This is a genomic window from Micromonospora xinjiangensis, from assembly GCF_056150165.1.
In genome coordinates, this window is sequence record NZ_JAXCFO010000006.1 from 117,279 (window position 1) to 134,724 (window position 17,446).

The following is a 17,446-nucleotide window of genomic DNA, read 5'->3' on the forward strand; positions in this document are numbered from 1 at the left end:
CGATCTCCGGACGGCCCGGGCGCGTCGCGGTCACCGGGCCGCCGCCTCCTCGACCAGCCGGCGGGCGGCGTCCGGGTGGCCCGCCCAGTGGGTGTGCAGGTAGGAGGCGTGCACCTGCCCGTCGACGAAGCCGTGCGCGCGGCCGTCCCAGTGCCACGCCGGCCGCTCGCCGTGCCCCGGGTCGGTGACGGTGCGGTGGAACTCGTGGCCGCGTACCGGCTCGCCGGCACGGCTCACCGGGGAGTCCCCGGCCGCGACCGCGCGGCGGTAGCCGAGGGTGAGCGTCCGCGTCATCCGGGCGGTCAGGTCGAGCCGGCCGCACATCGGCACCCCGTCGAGCGCCCGGCCGAGGTAGAGCAGACCGGCGCACTCGGCGACCACCGGACCGGGAAAGTCGGCCAGGTCGGCGCGGAGCGCGGTGTTGGCGGCGAGCCGGTCCGCGTACGCCTCGGGGAAGCCGCCGCCGATCACCACCGCGCGGGTGCCGGCGGGCAGGGCGGGGTCGTGCAGCGGATCCACGGTGACGACGCGCGCGCCGGCGGCGGTGAGCAGTTCGGCGGTCTCGGCGTACGAGAAGGTGAAGGCCGCTCCACCGGCGACCGCGACCGTCGGGCGGCCGGTGCCGACGGCCCCGCCGACGGCGGCGACCGGGTCCCAGACGGGCGCGGTCAGCGGCGGCGCGGTGGCCGCGAGGGCCCGCACCGCGTCGAGGTCCACGGTGGCCTCCACGAGGTCGGCCAACGCCGCGACCACGGCGACGGACTCCGGCGCGCGCTCGGCCACCGGCACCAGCCCGAGGTGCCGCGACGGCGCGGCGACCTCGGTGGCCCGGGCCACCGCGCCGAGCACCGGCACGTCCACCTCGGCGAGCGCCTCGCGCAGCAGCCGCTCGTGCCGGGGCGAGCCGACCCGGTTGAGGATCACGCCACCGATGCGGACCCGAGGGTCGAAGGCGGCCATGCCCAGCACCAGGGCGGCGGCCGAGCGGCCCTGGGCGGTGGTGTCCAGCACCAGCAGCACCGGTGCCTCGATCAGCCGGGCGACGTGCGCGGTCGAGGCGTGGTCCCGATGCCCGACCGCGCCGTCGTGCAGGCCCATGACGCCCTCGACGACGGCGATGTCGGCCGGCGTGGGCGTGCTCGCGCCGTGCCGCAGCAGCGGCGCGATGCGCTCCTCGCCGACCAGCCAGGGGTCGAGGTTGCGGCCCGGCCGGCCGGCTGCGAGCGCGTGGTAGCCGGGGTCGATGTAGTCGGGGCCGACCTTGTGCGGGCTCACCACGAGGCCGCGGCGCCGCAGCGCGGCGAGCAGCCCGGTGGCCACGGTGGTCTTGCCGTGCCCGCTGGCCGGCGCGGCCACCACCACCCGGGGCAGCGCCCACGGCGTGGCCGGGTCGGGTGTCGCCGGGCGCCCGCCCGGGTTCACCACTCGATGCCCTTCTGGCCCTTCTGGCCGGCGTCCATGGGGTGCTTGACCTTGGTCAGCTCGGCGACCAGGTCGGCGGCCTCGACCAGCCGGGGGTCGGCGTCCCGGCCGGTGATGACGACGTGCTGGAAGCCGGGGCGGTTCGCCAGGGTCTCGACCACCTCGTCGACGTCCACCCAGCCCCATTTCATCGGGTACGTGAACTCGTCGAGCACGTAGAGCCCGTACCGCTGCGCGGCCAGGTCCCGCTGGATCTGGCGCCACCCCTCCAGTGCGTCGGCGGCGTGGTCGCCGGCGTCGCCGCGCTGGATCCACGACCAGCCCTCACCCATCTTGTGCCAGGCCACCGGGGCGCCCTGGCCGGTGCGCTCGTGCACCTCGCCGAGCGCGCGGAAGGCGTTCTCCTCCCCCACCCGCCACTTGGCGCTCTTGACGAACTGGAACACCCCGATCGGCAGCCCGGCGGTCCACGCCCGCAGCGCGAGGCCGAACGCGGCCGTGGACTTGCCCTTCATCTGTCCCGTGTGGACCAGCAGCAGCGGGCGGTTGCGGCGTTGCCGGGTGGTGAGCCCGTCGGCGGGCACGTGGGACGGCTTCCCCTGTGGCATCAGGCGACGCTCCTTCGCGGCGGGACGCCCACCCCCGCGATCTCGCGGTGCGCGCCCCTCGCACCTTCGCCGGGGCGGGGGGCGCGAGATCGCGGGAGGTGGGTCAGTGAGGTGAGTGAGGTGAGGGGGTTCAGGGGTGCGTTCAGCTGCGTGGCGAGGCGGGCGGCCAGGTCGAGGCGCACCGGGCCGGACTCGCAGTCCACGACGACGCAGGCGGCGCCGGTCGCCGCCAGCACGGCGGCCGCCCGGCCGGCCCGCTCCAGCGGGCGTTCCCCGGCGGTGGCCCGCCCGTCGGTGAGCACCAGGACCAGGGGGCGCCGCCGCGGGTCGCGCAGCCGCTCCACCCGCAGCAGCTCGGCGGCGGCGAGCAGACCCTCGGCGAGCGGCGTACGCCCCCCGGTGGGCAGCTCGGCCAACCGGGCGGAGGCGGCGAGCACCGACGAGGTGGCCGGCAGCAGGGTCCGCGCGCCGGTGCCCCGGAAGGCGATCACGGCCACCTTGTCCCGCCGCTGGTAGGCGTCGGTGAGCAGGGCGAGCACCGCCCCCTTGACCGTGGACATCCGCTGCCGGGCGCCCATCGACCCGCTCGCGTCCACCACGAAGAGCACGAGGTTGCCCTCCCGCCCCTCGCGGACCGCCTCGCGCAGGTCGGCCGGCCGCAGCCGCAGCGGCCCGCCGCGCCGGCCCCGGCCGACCTGGTGGGGCGCGGCGGCGCGCAGGGTCGCCGGCAGGTGCAGTGCGCCCGGGCGGCCCGGCGGGACCCGGGCGCCGGTGGTGCGGCCCCGCCCCGTGCGGGCCCGCGAGCGGCGGCCCGGCACCCCGTCGCCCACGCCGGGGGCGGTGAGCAGCCGCGCCCGCATGCCCGGCCGGGGTGCGGCCACCGTTTGCGCGCCGTGCCCTCCCGGCTCGGCGGACGCCTCAGCGGCGCCGTCCGCCCGGTCGGGGCGGCCCGGCCGGTCGGACGCCGCCGGGTCCCGGCCCCGGTCCGGGCCGGGCTCCTCCGCGGCGCCGTCGGGGCGCGCCGCGCCGTCCGGGCCGCTCGCGTCACCGGCGCGGTCCTCCCTGCCGTCGGAGCCGCCGCGCTCCGCGCCGCCGGGGCTTCCGCCGCGCGGGCCGCCGCTGTCCGATCCGCCGGACGGGCCGCCGGGACCACCGCCGTCGGGTCCGTCGGACGGGCCGGCCGGCGGGTCGTCGTCGGGATCGTCGTCGCCGGCGCGGTCGAGGGCCTCGTCCAGCCGCTTCTCGTCCAGCCCGGGCGTGTCGAACGGGTCCCGGCGGCGCCGGTGCGGCAGGGCCAGCCGGGCGGCCACCCGCACGTCCTCGACGTCCACCCGGTCCCGGCCGTGCCAGGCGGCGTGCGCCATCGCGGTGCGCGCCGTCACGATGTCGGCCCGCATGCCGTCCACGTCGAACGCCGCGCAGACCTCGGCGATCTGCCGCAGCGCGGCGTCCGGCAGCAGCACCCTGGTGAGCCGGTCCCGCGCCGCCGCCACGCGCCGGGCGATCTCCGCGTCGGCGTCGGCCCAGCGGGCGGCGAAGCCGACCGGGTCGGCGTCGGCGGCGAGCCGGCGGCGGACGACCTCGGCCCGGATCGCCGGGTCGCGGCTCGCGGCCACCTCGACGGTGAGCCCGAACCGGTCGAGCAGCTGCGGTCGCAGCTCCCCCTCCTCCGGGTTCATGGTGCCCACCAGCAGGAACCGGGACGCGTGGCTGACCGAGACGCCCTCGCGCTCGACGTGGCTGCGGCCCATCGCGGCGGCGTCGAGCAGCACGTCGACGAGGTGGTCGTGCAGCAGGTTGACCTCGTCGACGTAGAGCACCCCGCGGTGCGCGGCGGCCAGCAGGCCCGGCTCGAAGGCGCGTACGCCCTCGGCGAGGGCCCTCTCCAGGTCCAGCGAGCCGACCACCCGGTCCTCGGCGGCGCCCACCGGCAGCTCCACCAGCCGCGCCGGACGCCGCTCGGCGGCGGCGTCGACGGGGTGGGGGCCGTCCGGGCAGCCCGGGTCGGGGGCGGCGGGGTCGCAGGCGAAGCGGCAGCCGGCCACGTGGTCGACCGGGGGCAGCAGGGCGGCCAGCGCCCGCACGGCGGTGGACTTGGCGGTGCCCTTCTCGCCCCGCACGAGCACCCCGCCGATCGCCGGGCTGACCGCGTTGAGCAGCAGGGCGAGGCGCATGTCGTCCATGCCCAGCACCGCGCCGAACGGGAACGTCGTCACGACCGGTCCTCCAGATCGCCCTCGCTGGCCAGGTACGTGTCGCGGAGCCGCTCCAGCGTCGCCGGGTCCGGCTCGGCCCACAGGCCCCGGTCGGCGGCCTCCAGCAGCCGCTCCGTGATGCCGCGCAGCGCCCACGGGTTGGACTCGGCCAGGAACTCGCGGGTGGTCGGGTCGAAGACGTACGCGGCGGCGAGCTGCTCGTACATCCAGTCGTCCACGACCCCGGCGGTGGCGTCGTAGCCGAACAGGTAGTCCACGGTGGCGGCCAGCTCGAACGCGCCCTTGTAACCGTGCCGGCGCATCGCGGCGATCCACTTCGGGTTGACCACCCGCGCCCGGAACACCCGGCGGGTCTCCTCGCCGAGGGTGCGGGTGCGGACGTCGTGCGGCATCGCCGAGTCGCCCACGTACGCGGCCGGCGCGGCGCCGGTGAGGTGGCGGACCATCGCCACCATCCCGCCGTGGTACTGGAAGTAGTCGTCGGAGTCCACGATGTCGTGCTCGCGGGTGTCCTGGTTCTTCACGGCCACGGCGATGCGGGCGAAGGAGCGTTCCATGTCGGCCCGCGCCTCCCGACCGTCCAGGCCGCGGCCGTACGCGTAGCCGCCCCACACCGCGTACACCTCGGCCAGGTCGGCGTCGCTGCGCCAGTTCCGGGCGTCGATCAGCGGGAGCAGACCGGCCCCGTACGCCCCCGGCTTCGAACCGAAGATCCGGGCGGTGGCCCGCCGCTCGTCGCCGTGTTCGGCCAGGTCGGCGGCGACGTGGGCGCGGACGAAGTTCCGCTCGTGCGGCTCGTCGAGGGCGGCCACCTGCCGGACCGCGTCGTCGAGCAGGGCCACCACGTGCGGGAAGGCGTCCCGGAAGAAGCCCGAGATCCGCACGGTGACGTCGATGCGGGGGCGGCCCAGCTCGGCGAGGGGCACCACCTCGACGCCGGTGACCCGGCGGGAGCGGTCGTCCCAGGTGGGCCGGCAGCCGATCAGCGCGAGCACCTCGGCGATGTCGTCGCCCTGGGTACGCATCGCGCTGGTGCCCCAGACGGTGAGCCCGACCGAGCGCGGGTACTCACCGGTGTCGGCGAGGTGCCGGGCCACCAGCGAGTCGGCCAGCGCCGCGCCCACGTCCCACGCGTTGCGGCTGGGGATCGCCTTCGGGTCGACGGAGTAGAAGTTGCGGCCGGTCGGGAGGACGTTGACCAGGCCCCGGGTCGGCGAGCCGGACGGGCCGGGCGGCACGAACCGGCCGTCCAGCGCGGCCAGCGTGTGCGCCAGCTCGTCGGTCGTGCGGTCCAGCCGCGGCACCAGCTCGCTCGCGGCGAAACGCAGCAGCGCGCCCACGTCCGGCACCTCCCGGCCGATCACCTCGGCGACCACCGCGTCGGCCTTGCCGGCGTCCCAGCCGAGGGTCTCCATCCCGACGACCAGCCGCCGGGCCAGGGCCTCGATCAGGTCGACGGCGTCGGCGGCGGTGGTGGCCGGCCCGTCCACGGCGTCGGTCAGCGCGGCGGGGAGGGCCAGCCGCTCACCGGGCGCGGCGAGCAGCGTCGCCTCGTCCAGCCCGTAGCCGGCGGCGAGGGCCTGCCGCAGCCCCGGCAGTGCGCGGGCGCCGCCCCAGACCTGCGGGGCGCGCAGCACGGCGAGCACGAGGTTGACGCGGGCGTCATCGGCGGGCGCGGCGGCGAGCACGTGCAGGCCGTCGCGGATCTGCACGTCCTTGACCTCGCACAGGTAGCCGTCGAGGTGCAGCACGAAGTCGTCGAAGTCCTCGGCGGTCGGCATCTGCTCGGTGTGCAGGTCGTGGTGCAGCTCGGCGGCGCGCACGAGGTCCCAGATCTGCGCCCGCACGGTCGGCACCTTGGCCGGGTCGAGGGCCTGCACGGTCGCGTACTCGTCGAGCAGCTGCTCCAGCTTGGCCAGGTCGCCGTACGTCTCGGCCCGGGCCATCGGCGGCACCAGGTGGTCGACGACCACGGCGTGCGCCCGGCGCTTGGCCTGCGTGCCCTCACCGGGGTCGTTGACGATGAACGGGTAGACCAGCGGCAGGTCACCGAGGACGGCGTCCGGGGCGCAGTCGGCGGCGAGGCCGAGGCCCTTGCCGGGCAACCACTCCAGCGTCCCGTGCTTGCCGAGGTGCACCACCGCGTCGGCGCCGAACCCACCGTCGGCGGGCGGGGCGGCGAGCCACCGGTACGCGGCCAGGTAGTGGTGGCTGGGTGGCAGGTCGGGGTCGTGGTAGATGGCGATGGGGTTCTCGCCGAAGCCGCGCGGCGGCTGGATGAGCAGCACCACGTTGCCGAACCGCAGGCCGGCCAGCACGATGTCGCCGCCGTCGGTGTAGAGCTCGCCGGGCGGCTCGCCCCAGTGGGCGCGCATCCGCTCGCGCAGCGGTGCGGGCACCTGCGCGAACCAGCGCCGGTAGACCTGGCCGGGCACCCGCGCCTCGGCGGCGGCGAGCTGCTCCGGGGTGAGCCACTCGACGTCGTGGCCACCGGCGGCGATCAGCGCGTGGATCAGCGCGTCCCCGTCGTCCGGCGGCGGCGCGTCGCCCAGGTCGTAGCCGGCGTCCGCGAGCGCGGCGAGCAGCCGCACCGCCGAGGCGGGGGTGTCCAGGCCGACGGCGTTGCCGACCCGGGAGTGCTTCGTCGGGTACGAGCTGAGCACGATCGCGAGCCGCTTCTCGGCGTTCGGCAGGCGCCGCAGCCGGGCCTGGCGCACCGCGATGCCGGCGACGCGGGCGGCGCGCTCCGGGTCGGCCGCGTAGACGGAGAGGCCGTCGCTGTCGATCTGCTTGAACGAGAACGGCACCGTGATGATCCGGCCGTCGAACTCGGGGACGGCCACCTGCATGGCGGCGTCCAGCGGGGTGAGGCCCGCGTCCGAGCCGGCCCACTGCTCGCGGGTGCTGGTCAGCAGGAGCGCCTGGATCACGGGCACGTCGAGCGAGGCCAGCGCGCCGACGTCCCAGGCGTCCTCGTCGCCGCCCGCGGACGCGTCGGCAGCCACCGCGCCGCCGGCCGCGAGCACCGTGACCAGCAACGCGTCGCAGCGGGAGAGCAGCTCCATGGGGCCGGCGTCGGCGGCCAGGCCACGCAACGATCCACAGTAGACGGGCAGCGGGTCGCCGCCGGCCGCCGTCACCGCGTCGGCGAGGGTGTCGACGAAGGCCGTGTTCCCGGCGAGCGCGTGCGCCCGGTAGAAGACGATGCCGACCGTGGGCCGCCGCGGGTCCGCCGTCGCGGCCGCCGGCCGCTCACCGTGCACGCCGTACGCCGGGGTGGGGGCGGGCGGGGCGAAGCCCTCGCCGGTGAGCAGCACCGTGTCGGAGAGGAACCGGGCCAGCTGGGCGAGGTTCTCCGGGCCACCCTCGACGAGGTACGCCAGCGCCTGCGTGGCCACCCCGACGGGCACGGTGGACGCCGCCATCAGCTCCGCGTCCGGCGTGGGCTCGCCGCTCAGCACGACCGTCGGCACGCCGGAGGCGAGCACGGTGGCGAGCCCGTCCGGCCACGCCGGCCGGCCGCCCAGCAGGCGTACGACGGCGACGTCCACGCCGTCGAGCAGCGCGGGCACGGCGTCGGCGTCGAGGCGGACCGGGTTCGCCAGCCGGTAGTCGGCACCGCTGGCCCGGGCGGCCAGCAGGTCGGTGTCGGAGGTGGAGAGCAGCAGGGTACGCACGGGGTGGCTCCGGGAGGTGACGCCCGGGTCGCCGCACGGGCGGCCGGGCGGAAGGGGGCGGGTGGCGCGGGCCTCGGCAGAGGCGACCGTCACCGGGGCGGAGCCGACGCGTCGGCCGCGACCCCGGCGCCGGCCGGTCGGCGCGGGGTCAGCGGGTGCGGCCGGGCCCGACGCCGGTCGGAGGTCCGAAGTGGCCGGTCGGGGTGCTGGTGCGGGAAGCGCGGCGGGGGGCGCTGGTGAGCGCGGGCCGGTCGCGGCGATCGCCGGCGGCAGGGTGGACGCGGTGCGTCATCGGGTCCTCCTCGGGTGTCCACGCCCTGGGGTCACATCCCGACGGCCGAAGTATCCTGGCTCCCGGATCGACGCTCACCCCCGGCCTTCCAACCACGCACGCGCGGCCGTGACTCGCGAGGGGGGATCGCTCCCCGGTGACAGTGGCGGGACCGCGCCGGAATCGCACCGGCTTCCTTCACTGCCGTCAGGCCGCGAATGCTGCCACACCCGTCGACCGCGGGTCAACGCGGCCCCGGCCGCGACGACGCTGGTCACGCGGGATCGTCGGTGGCGACCACTAGGATCGACCGCCGGACGATCGAGCGTCCACGAGCGATCCGGAAGGGGCCGGCCATCATTCCCATGCGGTTCCACCATCTCGCCGGCCGCGTCTGGCTCTGCCCCGGTGATCCCGACCCGGCGGCCGTCCAGGCCGGTGTCGCGGTGGTCGTCGACGAGCGCGGCAGTGTGCTGGTCGACGCGGGGCAGAGCCCCGCGCACGCCCGCGAGATCCGGGCGGCGCTGCACGCCGCCGGGCTGCCCGACCCGCGTTGGCTGGTCTACACGCACCACCACTGGGACCACGTCTGGGGCGCCTGCGCCTGGCCGGACGTCGAGATCGTGGGGCACGCCTCCGGCCGGGAGCTGCTGCGGGCCGAGGCGGCCCGGCCGTGGAGCCACCGCTACCTGCGCGAGCAGGTCCACGCCAACCCGCGGCTCGCTCCGAGCTTCCGCGCCCGGGCGTTCGCCGTCGACTCGTGGGACGACTTCGCGGTGCTGCCACCCACCCGGACGTTCACCGACGCGCTCGAGCTACCGGTCGGGGTGGCGCTGCGGCACGTCGGCGGCGGCCACGCTCCCGACTCGACCGTGGTGCTGGTGCCGGACTCCGGCGTCATGCTGCTCGGCGACTGCTTCTACCCGCCCCCGCTCCACCTGCGCCGACCCGACGACGGCCCCGACCTCGCGCTGGTCCGCCGGCTGCTCGACGACGGCTACGACTGGTACGTCTCCAGCCACGGCGAGCCGATGACCCGGGCGCAGGCGCGGGCGGCGGTGGAAGCGGGCTGACGGTCGGGCGCGGGGGCCGGGCCGGGTGGCGAGGGTCAGCGGGCGCGGCGCTCCGGGTGCGCCCGGTTCCAGGCGCGCATCCGCTCCGGGTAGCCCGTGCGGGCCGCCTCGTACAGCGGGACGGCGTGCCGGCGCGCGAGGGCGGCGGCCGTCCGGGGTGAGCCGGTGCGGCGGCGGATCCACTCCCCGTCGTGGGCGATCGCCACCACGGTGGTGTCGGTGGCGGTGGTCTCCGGCTCCAGGTAGAACTCGACGCCCCGCCGGCTGGTGATGAACGTCTCCAGCGCCGCGAGGTCGTCCCGGGTCGCCTCCCGGTCGAGCTTCGTCGGGGTCCCTTCGGCGGTACGGGACCGGCGGCTGAACCATCCCATGACCGGCTCCTCTCCGTGGCGTCACCCACCAGTGCAGCACCGGTTCCTGGCAACAGGCTGCGAGCCCGGTGGGAGTGACCTGACCGTATGCTCGGCGGATGGCCGGGGAGGCGGTGGCGGCGGCCCGCGACAACGCCGAGTGGTGCGACCTCGTCTGCGCGAGCCACGGCCTGCGCGGCCGCTTCGACGCGGACGCCTGGTCGGTGCCGCGCCGGTCCCCGCCCTGGTATCCGGACGCGGTCACGCTGCGTCCCGGCGTCGCCCCCGAGGCGCTGCTGGTCCGCATCGACGCCGGTGCGGGCGCGTCGGTCAAGGACAGCTTCGCCGACCTGGACCTGCGCCCGTACGGCTTCCGGGTCCTCTTCACCGCGCAGTGGATCCACCACCCGGCGGCCGCCGCGCCGCGGGACCAACCGGCCGCGCCGCCCGGCCCGGCGACCGAACCGGCCGCACCGCTGAGCCCGGTGACCGAGCCGGTCCGGCTGGCCGCCTGGGCCGCCGCGCACGGCGGGGCGGGGCTCTTCCGGCCGGCGCTGCTGGACGACGCCAGGGTCACCGTGCTCGCCCGGTACGCCGCGGACGGGACGGTGGCCGGCGGGGCGATCCTCCACCGCGGCGGTCCGGTGACCGGCGTCTCCAACGTCTTCGCCGCCACCCTCGACGTCGCAGGCGTCTGGGCCGGCGTCCGCGCCGCCCGGCCCGGCGCACCCCTGGTCGGCTACGAGTCCGGCGACGACCTCGCCCCCGCGCTCGCGGCGGGCTTCACCACGGTCGGACCGCTGCGCGTCTGGGTGCGCGACTGACCACCTCGGCCCGCCGCCCCCGCGATCGCCGGGTGGCGCCCGACGCGGCGGCGCGCCCGGCCGACCGCCCACCACGCCCCCGCGACCGCCGGGCGGCGCCCGACGCGGCGGCGCGCCCGGCCGATTGCTCCCCGGCGGTCCGGCGGACGACGCCGAGACGAGCCGCGCCGGAGGGGCTCAGCCGAGGCGGGCCAGCTCCTCGGGCGTGAGCCGCAGCGCGCCGGCGGCGACGTTCGCCTCCAGGTGCGCCGGGTCGCCCGTGCCCGGGATGGCGAGCACGTGCGGGCCCCGGTGCAGCGTCCAGGCGAGTCGCACCTGGTGCGGGGTGACGCCGCGGGCCTTCGCCACGGCGAGCACCGCCGGGTTCTCCTCGGCCGCCGCGCCCGCCTCCCGACGCGTGCCGGCCAGCGCGAAGAACGGCACGTACGCGATACCGCGTTCACCACACAGCCGGACGAACCCGTCGTCCTCCCGGTAGGCGTCCACACCGTACGCGTTCTGCACGCACACGACCGGCGCGATGTCGCGCACCTCGTCGAGGTGCTCGGGGCGGGCGTTGGACAGCCCGAGGTGCCGGATCAGCCCGGCGGCGCGCAGCTCGGCGAGGGCGCCGAACCGCTCGGCGAGCGGCACCGCGGACGGGCGGCGGTACAGCCGCAGGTTCACCAGGTCCAGGTGGTCCCGGCCCAGCCGGCGCAGGTTCTCCTCGACCTGCGTCCGCAGCTGCGCCGGGGTGAGCGCCTCGGTGAAGCCGGTGGCCGGGTCGTACCCGGGGCCGACCTTGGTGGCGATCAGCAGCTCGTCCGGGTACGGGGCGAGCGCCGCGCGGATCAGCTCGGTGGCGTAGCGGGCCGGCCCGGTCCCGACGCGGAGGGTGCCACCGGGTGAGACGTAGAAGGCGGCGGTGTCGATGTGGTTCACGCCCAGCTCCACGGCCCGGCGCAGGACGCGCACCGCCCGGTCCGGGTCCGGGTCGGCGGTGATCCGCATCGAGCCGAAGCCCATCCGGTTGACGGTGTGGTCACCCAGCGTCCAGGTGCCCGCGGCGGCGGCGGTGATCTCGTCGGTCGGCATCCGGCGACCCTAGCCAGCGGCGGGACGCGGCGCAGTCGACCGCGCACCCGATACCGCGGACCGTCGGCCCCGGCTAGTGTTGACATCCTGAGCACACCGGCGCCGAGGCTGACCGGCCCGCCCCGGGGCGCACCATCCCGCCGGCGGCGTGACCGGCGCGAGGGGCCGCACCGTCCCGCCGGCGGCGTGACCGGCGCGAGGGGCCGCACCGTCCCGCCGGCGGCGTGACCGGCGCGAGCGCCCGCACGCGGGCGTCGGGGAGCCGGGCCGATCCGCCGGGCAGCCCGGCTGACGATCCGGCCCCGGCGAGGTCCGGTCGGGCTCACCGAGGGGCGGGCTGCCCGCCCGGCCTGGGCGGGCGCAGCGCCGGCACCAGCAGCAGCGTCGGCACCAGCAGCAGCGGCACCACGAGCAGCGCCCGCAGGATGCCCACCCGGTCGCCGAGCAGGCCGAGCAGCGGCGGGCCGGCGAGGAACGCGGTGTAACCGATCACGGCGACCACACTGACGCGTACGGCTGCCTTGTCCTCCTCGTCCGCGGCGGCGCTCATGCCGACCGGGAAGCCCAGCGACGCGCCGATGCCCCAGACCGCGACTCCGGCGACGGCCAGCGGCCCCGACCCGGCCAGGACCGCCGTGGCGGCACCGACCCCCGCGAGGAGGATCGTCGCGAGCAGCACCGGCACGCGACCCCAGCGGTCCAGGGCGACGGTGCCGGCCGTCCGGCCGAGGGTCATGCCCGCCACGAAGACGCCGAAGACCGCGGCGCCCGCCGCCTCGCTGAGGTCGTGCCCGTCGACGAACGCCACCGCGAGCCAGTCGTTGGCGCTGCCCTCGGTGAACGCCATGACCAGCACCACCAGGCCGATCAGCAGGGTGCGGGGCTCCCGCCAGGCGGCGAACAGGGCCCGCAGCCGGTCGGCCGGGCTGGTCTGCCCGGACACGCCGGCACTGTTCTCGGCCGGCGGCAGGAAGAGCCGGGCGCCGAACAGCGTGCCGGCCAGCACCACCGCGGCGACGACGGTGAGGTGCGCGCCGACCGGCACGTCGAGCCGCGCGGCCGCCGCGCCCAGCCCCGCGCCCGCCACCGAGCCGAGGCTCCAGGCGGCGTGGAAGCGGGGCAGGATCGTGCGCCCCAGCCGCCGCTCGACCGCCGCCCCCTCGACGTTCATGGCGACGTCGCAGGTGCCCGACCCGTAGCCGAACGCGAACAGGCCCACCGCGACGGCGAGCGCGGAACCGGTCAGGCCGGTCGCGAGCCCGGCGCCGGTGAGGCCGAGCGCCACGACGGCGGTCGAGTAGCGCACGGTGCGGGCCGCGCCGAGCCGTTGGCTGACGAGGCCGGCCGTGGGCATCGCGAGCAGCGCACCCGCCGACACGGCGAGCAGTAGCAGCCCGAGGCGCCCGGCGCTGAGCCCCAGCGCCTCGCGGGCCGCCGGGACGCGGGAGAACCAGGTCGCCACGGCGAGCCCGTTGAGGGTGAACACGATCGCCACCCCGTTGCGGGCGGCCCGCACCACGGGCGGCGCGGACGGCGGGTTCGCCGGATCGGCGGATGCTGCGGTGGCGGCGCGCACGGGCCCTCTCCCCTCGGGACGTCGTCTCTGGTCGATCCGACACCTGAGAGCGTTCTCACCACAAGCCGGTTCCAGAGGTACCGCTCGTCACACCCACGAGAGATGATGCCGACGCAAGCACGTCGCGCCACCCGGAGGACCGCCATGACCACAGCGGCAACCCGCCCCGCCACCCTGGAGGACGTCGCCCGCGTCGCCGGGGTGTCCCGGTCGACCGCGTCCCGCGTCATCGCCGGCACCGGCTCCGCCTCGGCCGAGGCACGCGACCGGGTGGCCGCCGCGGTCGACCGGCTCGGTTACGTACCGAACCAGGCCGCGCGGGCGCTGGTGCGTGGCGCCGGGGTCCGGCTCGCCGTGGCGGTGACCGGCACGACGTCCGCCGTCCTCGACGACCCCTACGTCGGCCGGGTCGTGGCCGCCGCCGCGCGGGTCTGCACGCCGCAGGGGCTCGGGGTGGCCCTGCACTGGCTTCCCCGACACGCCCCCCAGGCGCTGCGCGAGCTGGCGCAGGACCGGGGCGTGTGCGGCGTCGTGCTTGTCAACACCACCGGGCCCGTGCTCGACGCCGTGCCCCGGTCGATGCGCGGCCGGGTGGTCTCCATCGGCATCGGCTCGCCCACGGTCCCCTCCTTCGACGTCGACAACGGCGGCGGCTCGACGGCGGTGCTGCGCCACCTCTACGCCACCGGCCGGCGCCGGATCGCCATGGTCACCGGCCCACGGTGGCTCGCGTGCGCCGGCCGTTCGGTCCGGGCCTACCGGCACCTGGTCCGCGAGGCCGGCCTGCCGGTACGCCTGGTCCGGGGTGACTTCACCGCCGGCCGCGGCCGGGCGGCGGCCCACGACGTGCTGGAACGCTGGCCCGACACGGACGCCATCTTCGCGGCGAGCGACCCGACGGCGCTCGGGGTGATCGCGGGCCTGCGTCAGCGGGGCGTCCGGGTGCCGGGCGACGTCGCCGTGGCCGGGTTCGACGACATCCCGCTGGCCGAGCTGAGCACGCCGGCGCTCACCACGGCGAGCCACCCCGTCGGGCGCATCGCGGCGGCGGCCGCCCGGGCGGTGCTCGACCGGCGGCCGGCCCCACCGGCGACCTTCTTCCCGTCCGCACTCGTGCCCCGCGACAGCGCCTGACCCCCGGCGGGCGGCGCTTAAGCGGCGGTCCGCCGGGTAAGCGCGGCGCACACTCCGCCGACAGCGAGGAGCGGTGACCCGTGTCCGAACCCGCCCCGCCGCATCCGCGACCGGAGGAGAGCTTCCGGCACGGGCGGCTCACGGCCCGACCCGCCGCGGCCGTCGGGCCGTCCGCCGCCGGCCTCGTGCCGCTGACCGACTCCTTCGGCGGGCCGCTCGCCCTCGTCTACGCCCCGGAGCCGGCCGGCGACCAGCCGTACCGCCTGGTGCTGCTCTTGCACGGTGCCGGCGGGTCCGCACGCCAGGGGCTCGACCTGCTGCTCCCGGTCGCCGACGAGCATCACCTGCTGCTGGTCGCGCCCCAGTCGTCGGCGAGCAGCTGGGATCTGATCGCCGAGGGGTTCGGGGTCGACGTACGCCGGATCGACGGCCTGCTCGAGTCGGTCTTCGCCGGCTACCCGGTCGGGGACGTGGTGCTCGGCGGCTTCTCCGACGGCGCGTCGTACGCCCTCTCGCTGGGCCTGACCAACGGCGACCTGGTCTCCGGCGTGGTCGCCTTCTCCCCCGGCTTCGCCGCGCCGCAGGTCACCCACGGCCGGCCGAGGGTGTTCGTCTCCCACGGCGTCGACGACCGGGTGCTGCCGATCGACGTGTGCAGCCGCCGGCTGGTCCCCCGACTGCACGGCCTCGGGTACGACGTGACCTACCGCGAGTTCCCGGGCGGCCACGAGATTCCCACCGAGGTCCGCGACACCGCCGCCGCCTGGCTAACCACCCTCCCCTGAAACCCACCCCACCACACGCCCCGCCCGACCCGCCGCGCCCGCCTGGCGGGGCAGGCGGGCGCGGCGGGTCGGGCGGGGCGGGCGTGGCGCGCGGGGTGGTGGGGGTGGGGTCAGAGTGGGGGGAGGCCGAGGGCGTCGTCGACACGGCCGAGGACGGTGGCGTCGTCGGTGGCGCCCACGCCGCGCAGCAGGTCGATGGCCGTGGCGCGGACCTGTCCGATGATCATGACGAGTGGGAGGGTCTGGCCGGGGGTGAAGAGTCCGCCCGCCGTGCGTACGGCGGCCAGCGCCGCCTCGTCGGCCTTCACCGCGTACCCGTCGGAGATCTCCTCGCGCCCCTCCAGGTCGGCGGCGAGCGCCTCCCCGGCGGCCCGGACCGCCTCGGCGAGCGAGCGCAGCGCGACCCCCAGGTCGGCCGGCACCGGCGTGGGCAGGCGGCTGAGCGTCACCCCGGCGCGGGCGAGGACGCGGACGTTGCGCACGGCGTAGTCGATCTGCCCGATGGAGCTGTCCACCGACCGCAACCGGCCCATGTGCCGGCGTCGGCGCAGGTGCAGCCAGAGCGCCTCCCCGGCGGCGAGCACCCCGTCACGCAGCCGGTCCACCCGGCCGTCCATCTCGCGGGCGTGCCGCAGCGCGGCGAGCGCGGCCGGCTCGTCGTGGCGGTCGAGGGCGTCGGCGATGTCGGTGAGCAGCCCGGCCATCTCGTCGAACGTGGCCCGGAACTGGGCTACCAGTGGCGCGAGGGGCCGCCGGGCGTCGACGAGCTGGCTGGCGGCGAGCGCGACCGCGCCGCCGACGAGCGCGTCGACGAACCGGAACGGCACCAGCGACTCGGTGGGCGGTGCGACCACCACGAGGTAGAGGGCGGAGACGGCCGCCTGCACGAGGGTGACACCGGTCGCCCCGACCGCCGCGGCGAGGACGACCGTGAGCAGGATGACGGTGAAGACGGTCCCGGTGGTGCCGGGGCCGAGCGCCTGGATCACCAGGTCGGCCACGAGCACGCCGCCGGCGACGCCGAGCACCACCTCGACCGCCCGGCGCAGTCGCTGGCCGCGGGCCTGACCGAGGACGATCAGCGCGGCGGCGGGGGCGAAGAACGGTTGGGGATGCCCCAGCAGCCGGGTCGCGAGGATCCACGCCACCGTGGCGGCGAGGGTCGCCTCCAGCACCGGCTGCCAGCCGTGACGCAGCCGGCCGGCCGCCACCCGCAACCCGCTCCACCGGATCATCGCCACCTCCTCACCGTCCCTCGCGCCCGTCACGATCGTCTAGCATCGGCCGGTGGATCCGCTCACCGGGCTGCTCGACGGGCCCCGGGCCCGCGGCGCGTTCCTCCTGCGCTCGATGCTCGACCCGCCGTACGCGCTGCGGATCGAGGACCGCGCCCCGCTGACCGTGGCGGCGCTGGTGCGGGGCGTCGCCTGGGTGGTGCCGGACGACGGCGAGCCGGTCACGCTGCGCCCCGGCGACGTGGCGGTGCTGCGCGGCCCGGACGCGTACACGGTGGCCGACGACCCGGCGACGGCGCCGCAGGTGCGCATCGGCCCCGGGCAGGTCTGCACCACGCTGCGCGGCGAGCCGCTGGCCGAGTCGATGGCCCTGGGCGTACGCACCTGGGGCACCGGGCCGCACGGGTCCACGGTGCTGCTGACCGGGACGTACCAGGTGCCGGGTGAGGTCAGCGCCCGGCTGCTGGCGGCCCTGCCACCGCGGCTGCTGGTGACCCGCGAGGAGTGGGGCAGCCCGCTGCTGCCGCTGCTCGCCGAGGAGGTGGCCCGGGACGCGCCCGGCCAGGCGGCCGTCCTCGACCGGCTGCTCGACCTCCTGCTCATCGGCGCGCTGCGGGTGTGGTTCTCCCGACCGGGCGCGGCGCCGGGCTGGTACCGGGCGGCCGCCGACCCGGTGGTCGGCCCGGCGCTGCGCCTCCTGGAGAACGACCCGGCCCGGCCGTGGACCGTGGCCGCGCTCGCCGCCGAGGTGGGTGTCTCGCGGGCGGCGCTGGCCCGCCGCTTCACCGCGCTGGTCGGCGAACCCCCGATGGCCTACCTCACCGCGTGGCGGCTGGCGCTCGCCGCCGACCTGCTGCGGGAGCCGGAGGCGACGCTCGCCGCGGTGGCGCGGCGGGTCGGCTACGCCAACCCGTTCGCGCTGAGCGCGGCGTTCCGCCGCGTCCACGGGGTCAGCCCGAGCCGGCACCGGGCCGCCGCCACCACCCCACCACGCGTCGACGCCTGATCGGCGCCGGAGTGCGCCCGCCGGACCTGCCGGCGGCGAGCGGACCCTACCGGCGGCGAGCGGACCTGCCAGCGGTGGGCGGGCCGGCCGCCCGTGCCGGGCGTCCAGGTCGGGCTCGACGACGTACCGTGCCACCTCGACGCCGTCGACCGGGAGCCGCTCGTCGGCGTGGCGGGCGTTCGCGGCGACGGCCGT

Annotated in this window: 13 protein-coding genes and 1 riboswitch; of the genes, 5 read left to right on the forward strand and 8 right to left on the reverse strand. The window is 77.2% G+C overall.

The window, feature by feature from the left end; translation table 11 throughout:
- Positions 1–30 precede the first annotated feature (30 nt).
- Genes SM573_RS22055 through cobN form a run of 4 tightly spaced genes read right to left on the reverse strand, consistent with a single transcriptional unit; the run spans position 31 to position 7,923 of the window.
- A complete protein-coding gene (locus SM573_RS22055) occupies positions 31–1,422 on the reverse strand; it encodes a cobyrinate a,c-diamide synthase (protein ID WP_474616936.1) in 1,392 nt (463 codons plus the stop codon).
- Positions 1,419–2,030 (reverse strand): cob(I)yrinic acid a,c-diamide adenosyltransferase, encoded by a 612-nt coding sequence (cobO, locus tag SM573_RS22060; protein ID WP_474610459.1) that lies wholly within the window; start codon positions 2,028–2,030, stop codon positions 1,419–1,421. Before cobO ends, SM573_RS22055 begins: the two co-directional genes overlap by 4 nt.
- Complete coding sequence (locus tag SM573_RS22065; RefSeq protein ID WP_474617102.1) at positions 2,030–4,213, reverse strand: magnesium chelatase subunit D family protein; 2,184 nt, start codon at positions 4,211–4,213, stop codon at positions 2,030–2,032. The genes cobO and SM573_RS22065 overlap by 1 nt, the downstream gene beginning before the upstream one ends.
- 29 nt (positions 4,214–4,242) lie before the next feature.
- Positions 4,243–7,923 (reverse strand): cobaltochelatase subunit CobN, encoded by a 3,681-nt coding sequence (gene cobN, locus SM573_RS22070; protein ID WP_474617103.1) that lies wholly within the window; start codon positions 7,921–7,923, stop codon positions 4,243–4,245.
- A 318-nt stretch (positions 7,924–8,241) separates the two neighbouring features.
- Positions 8,242–8,418, reverse strand: a riboswitch (cobalamin riboswitch).
- 141 nt (positions 8,419–8,559) lie between these two features.
- On the opposite strand from cobN, the gene SM573_RS22075 reads away from it, so the two are divergent.
- A complete protein-coding gene (locus SM573_RS22075) occupies positions 8,560–9,267 on the forward strand; it encodes an MBL fold metallo-hydrolase (protein WP_474610461.1) in 708 nt (235 codons plus the stop codon).
- Positions 9,268–9,302: 35 nt separating this feature from the next.
- Here the strand turns inward: SM573_RS22075 and SM573_RS22080 are convergent, their stop codons facing one another.
- On the reverse strand, positions 9,303–9,638 hold the full coding sequence (locus SM573_RS22080) for a hypothetical protein (protein ID WP_474616937.1): 336 nt from the start codon (positions 9,636–9,638) through the stop codon (positions 9,303–9,305).
- Positions 9,639–9,736: 98 nt separating this feature from the next.
- On the opposite strand from SM573_RS22080, the gene SM573_RS22085 reads away from it, so the two are divergent.
- A complete protein-coding gene (locus tag SM573_RS22085) occupies positions 9,737–10,441 on the forward strand; it encodes a hypothetical protein (RefSeq protein WP_474616938.1) in 705 nt (234 codons plus the stop codon).
- A gap of 177 nt (positions 10,442–10,618) precedes the next feature.
- Here SM573_RS22085 and SM573_RS22090 read toward each other — a convergent pair whose 3' ends face one another.
- Both SM573_RS22090 and SM573_RS22095 read right to left on the reverse strand, forming a co-directional pair.
- Complete coding sequence (locus SM573_RS22090; RefSeq protein WP_474610464.1) at positions 10,619–11,515, reverse strand: aldo/keto reductase; 897 nt, start codon at positions 11,513–11,515, stop codon at positions 10,619–10,621.
- 322 nt (positions 11,516–11,837) lie between these two features.
- On the reverse strand, positions 11,838–13,091 hold the full coding sequence (locus SM573_RS22095) for an MFS transporter (RefSeq protein WP_474616939.1): 1,254 nt from the start codon (positions 13,089–13,091) through the stop codon (positions 11,838–11,840).
- Between the two features lie 144 nt (positions 13,092–13,235).
- Here SM573_RS22095 and SM573_RS22100 point away from each other — a divergent pair, with 144 nt between their 5' ends.
- Both SM573_RS22100 and SM573_RS22105 read left to right on the forward strand, forming a co-directional pair.
- On the forward strand, positions 13,236–14,225 hold the full coding sequence (locus tag SM573_RS22100; RefSeq protein WP_474610466.1) for a LacI family DNA-binding transcriptional regulator: 990 nt from the start codon (positions 13,236–13,238) through the stop codon (positions 14,223–14,225).
- 80 nt (positions 14,226–14,305) lie between these two features.
- A complete protein-coding gene (locus SM573_RS22105; RefSeq protein ID WP_474616940.1) occupies positions 14,306–15,010 on the forward strand; it encodes an alpha/beta hydrolase in 705 nt (234 codons plus the stop codon).
- A gap of 110 nt (positions 15,011–15,120) precedes the next feature.
- Here the strand turns inward: SM573_RS22105 and SM573_RS22110 are convergent, their stop codons facing one another.
- Positions 15,121–16,245 carry an FUSC family protein gene (locus SM573_RS22110; RefSeq protein WP_474616941.1) on the reverse strand — a complete coding sequence of 375 codons (1,125 nt, stop codon included), beginning with the start codon at positions 16,243–16,245 and terminating at the stop codon, positions 15,121–15,123.
- Between the two features lie 52 nt (positions 16,246–16,297).
- Between SM573_RS22110 and SM573_RS22115 the strand changes: the two genes are divergently transcribed.
- Entirely contained in the window at positions 16,298–17,251 is a 954-nt protein-coding gene (locus SM573_RS22115) for an AraC family transcriptional regulator (RefSeq protein ID WP_474616942.1), read from the forward strand.
- Positions 17,252–17,446 lie beyond the last annotated feature (195 nt).

Bases quoted from the DNA above. Each gene is read 5' to 3' on its own strand.
- cobO (WP_474610459.1), bottom strand. From the start codon at position 2,030: ATGCCACAGGGGAAGCCGTCCCACGTGCCCGCCGACGGGCTCACCACC.
- SM573_RS22065 (WP_474617102.1), bottom strand. From the start codon at position 4,213: ATGGACGACATGCGCCTCGCCCTGCTGCTCAACGCGGTCAGCCCGGCG.
- SM573_RS22075 (WP_474610461.1), top strand. From the start codon at position 8,560: ATGCGGTTCCACCATCTCGCCGGCCGCGTCTGGCTCTGCCCCGGTGAT.
- SM573_RS22080 (WP_474616937.1), bottom strand. From the start codon at position 9,638: ATGGGATGGTTCAGCCGCCGGTCCCGTACCGCCGAAGGGACCCCGACG.
- SM573_RS22085 (WP_474616938.1), top strand. From the start codon at position 9,737: ATGGCCGGGGAGGCGGTGGCGGCGGCCCGCGACAACGCCGAGTGGTGC.
- SM573_RS22090 (WP_474610464.1), bottom strand. From the start codon at position 11,515: ATGCCGACCGACGAGATCACCGCCGCCGCCGCGGGCACCTGGACGCTG.
- SM573_RS22100 (WP_474610466.1), top strand. From the start codon at position 13,236: ATGACCACAGCGGCAACCCGCCCCGCCACCCTGGAGGACGTCGCCCGC.
- SM573_RS22110 (WP_474616941.1), bottom strand. From the start codon at position 16,245: ATGATCCGGTGGAGCGGGTTGCGGGTGGCGGCCGGCCGGCTGCGTCAC.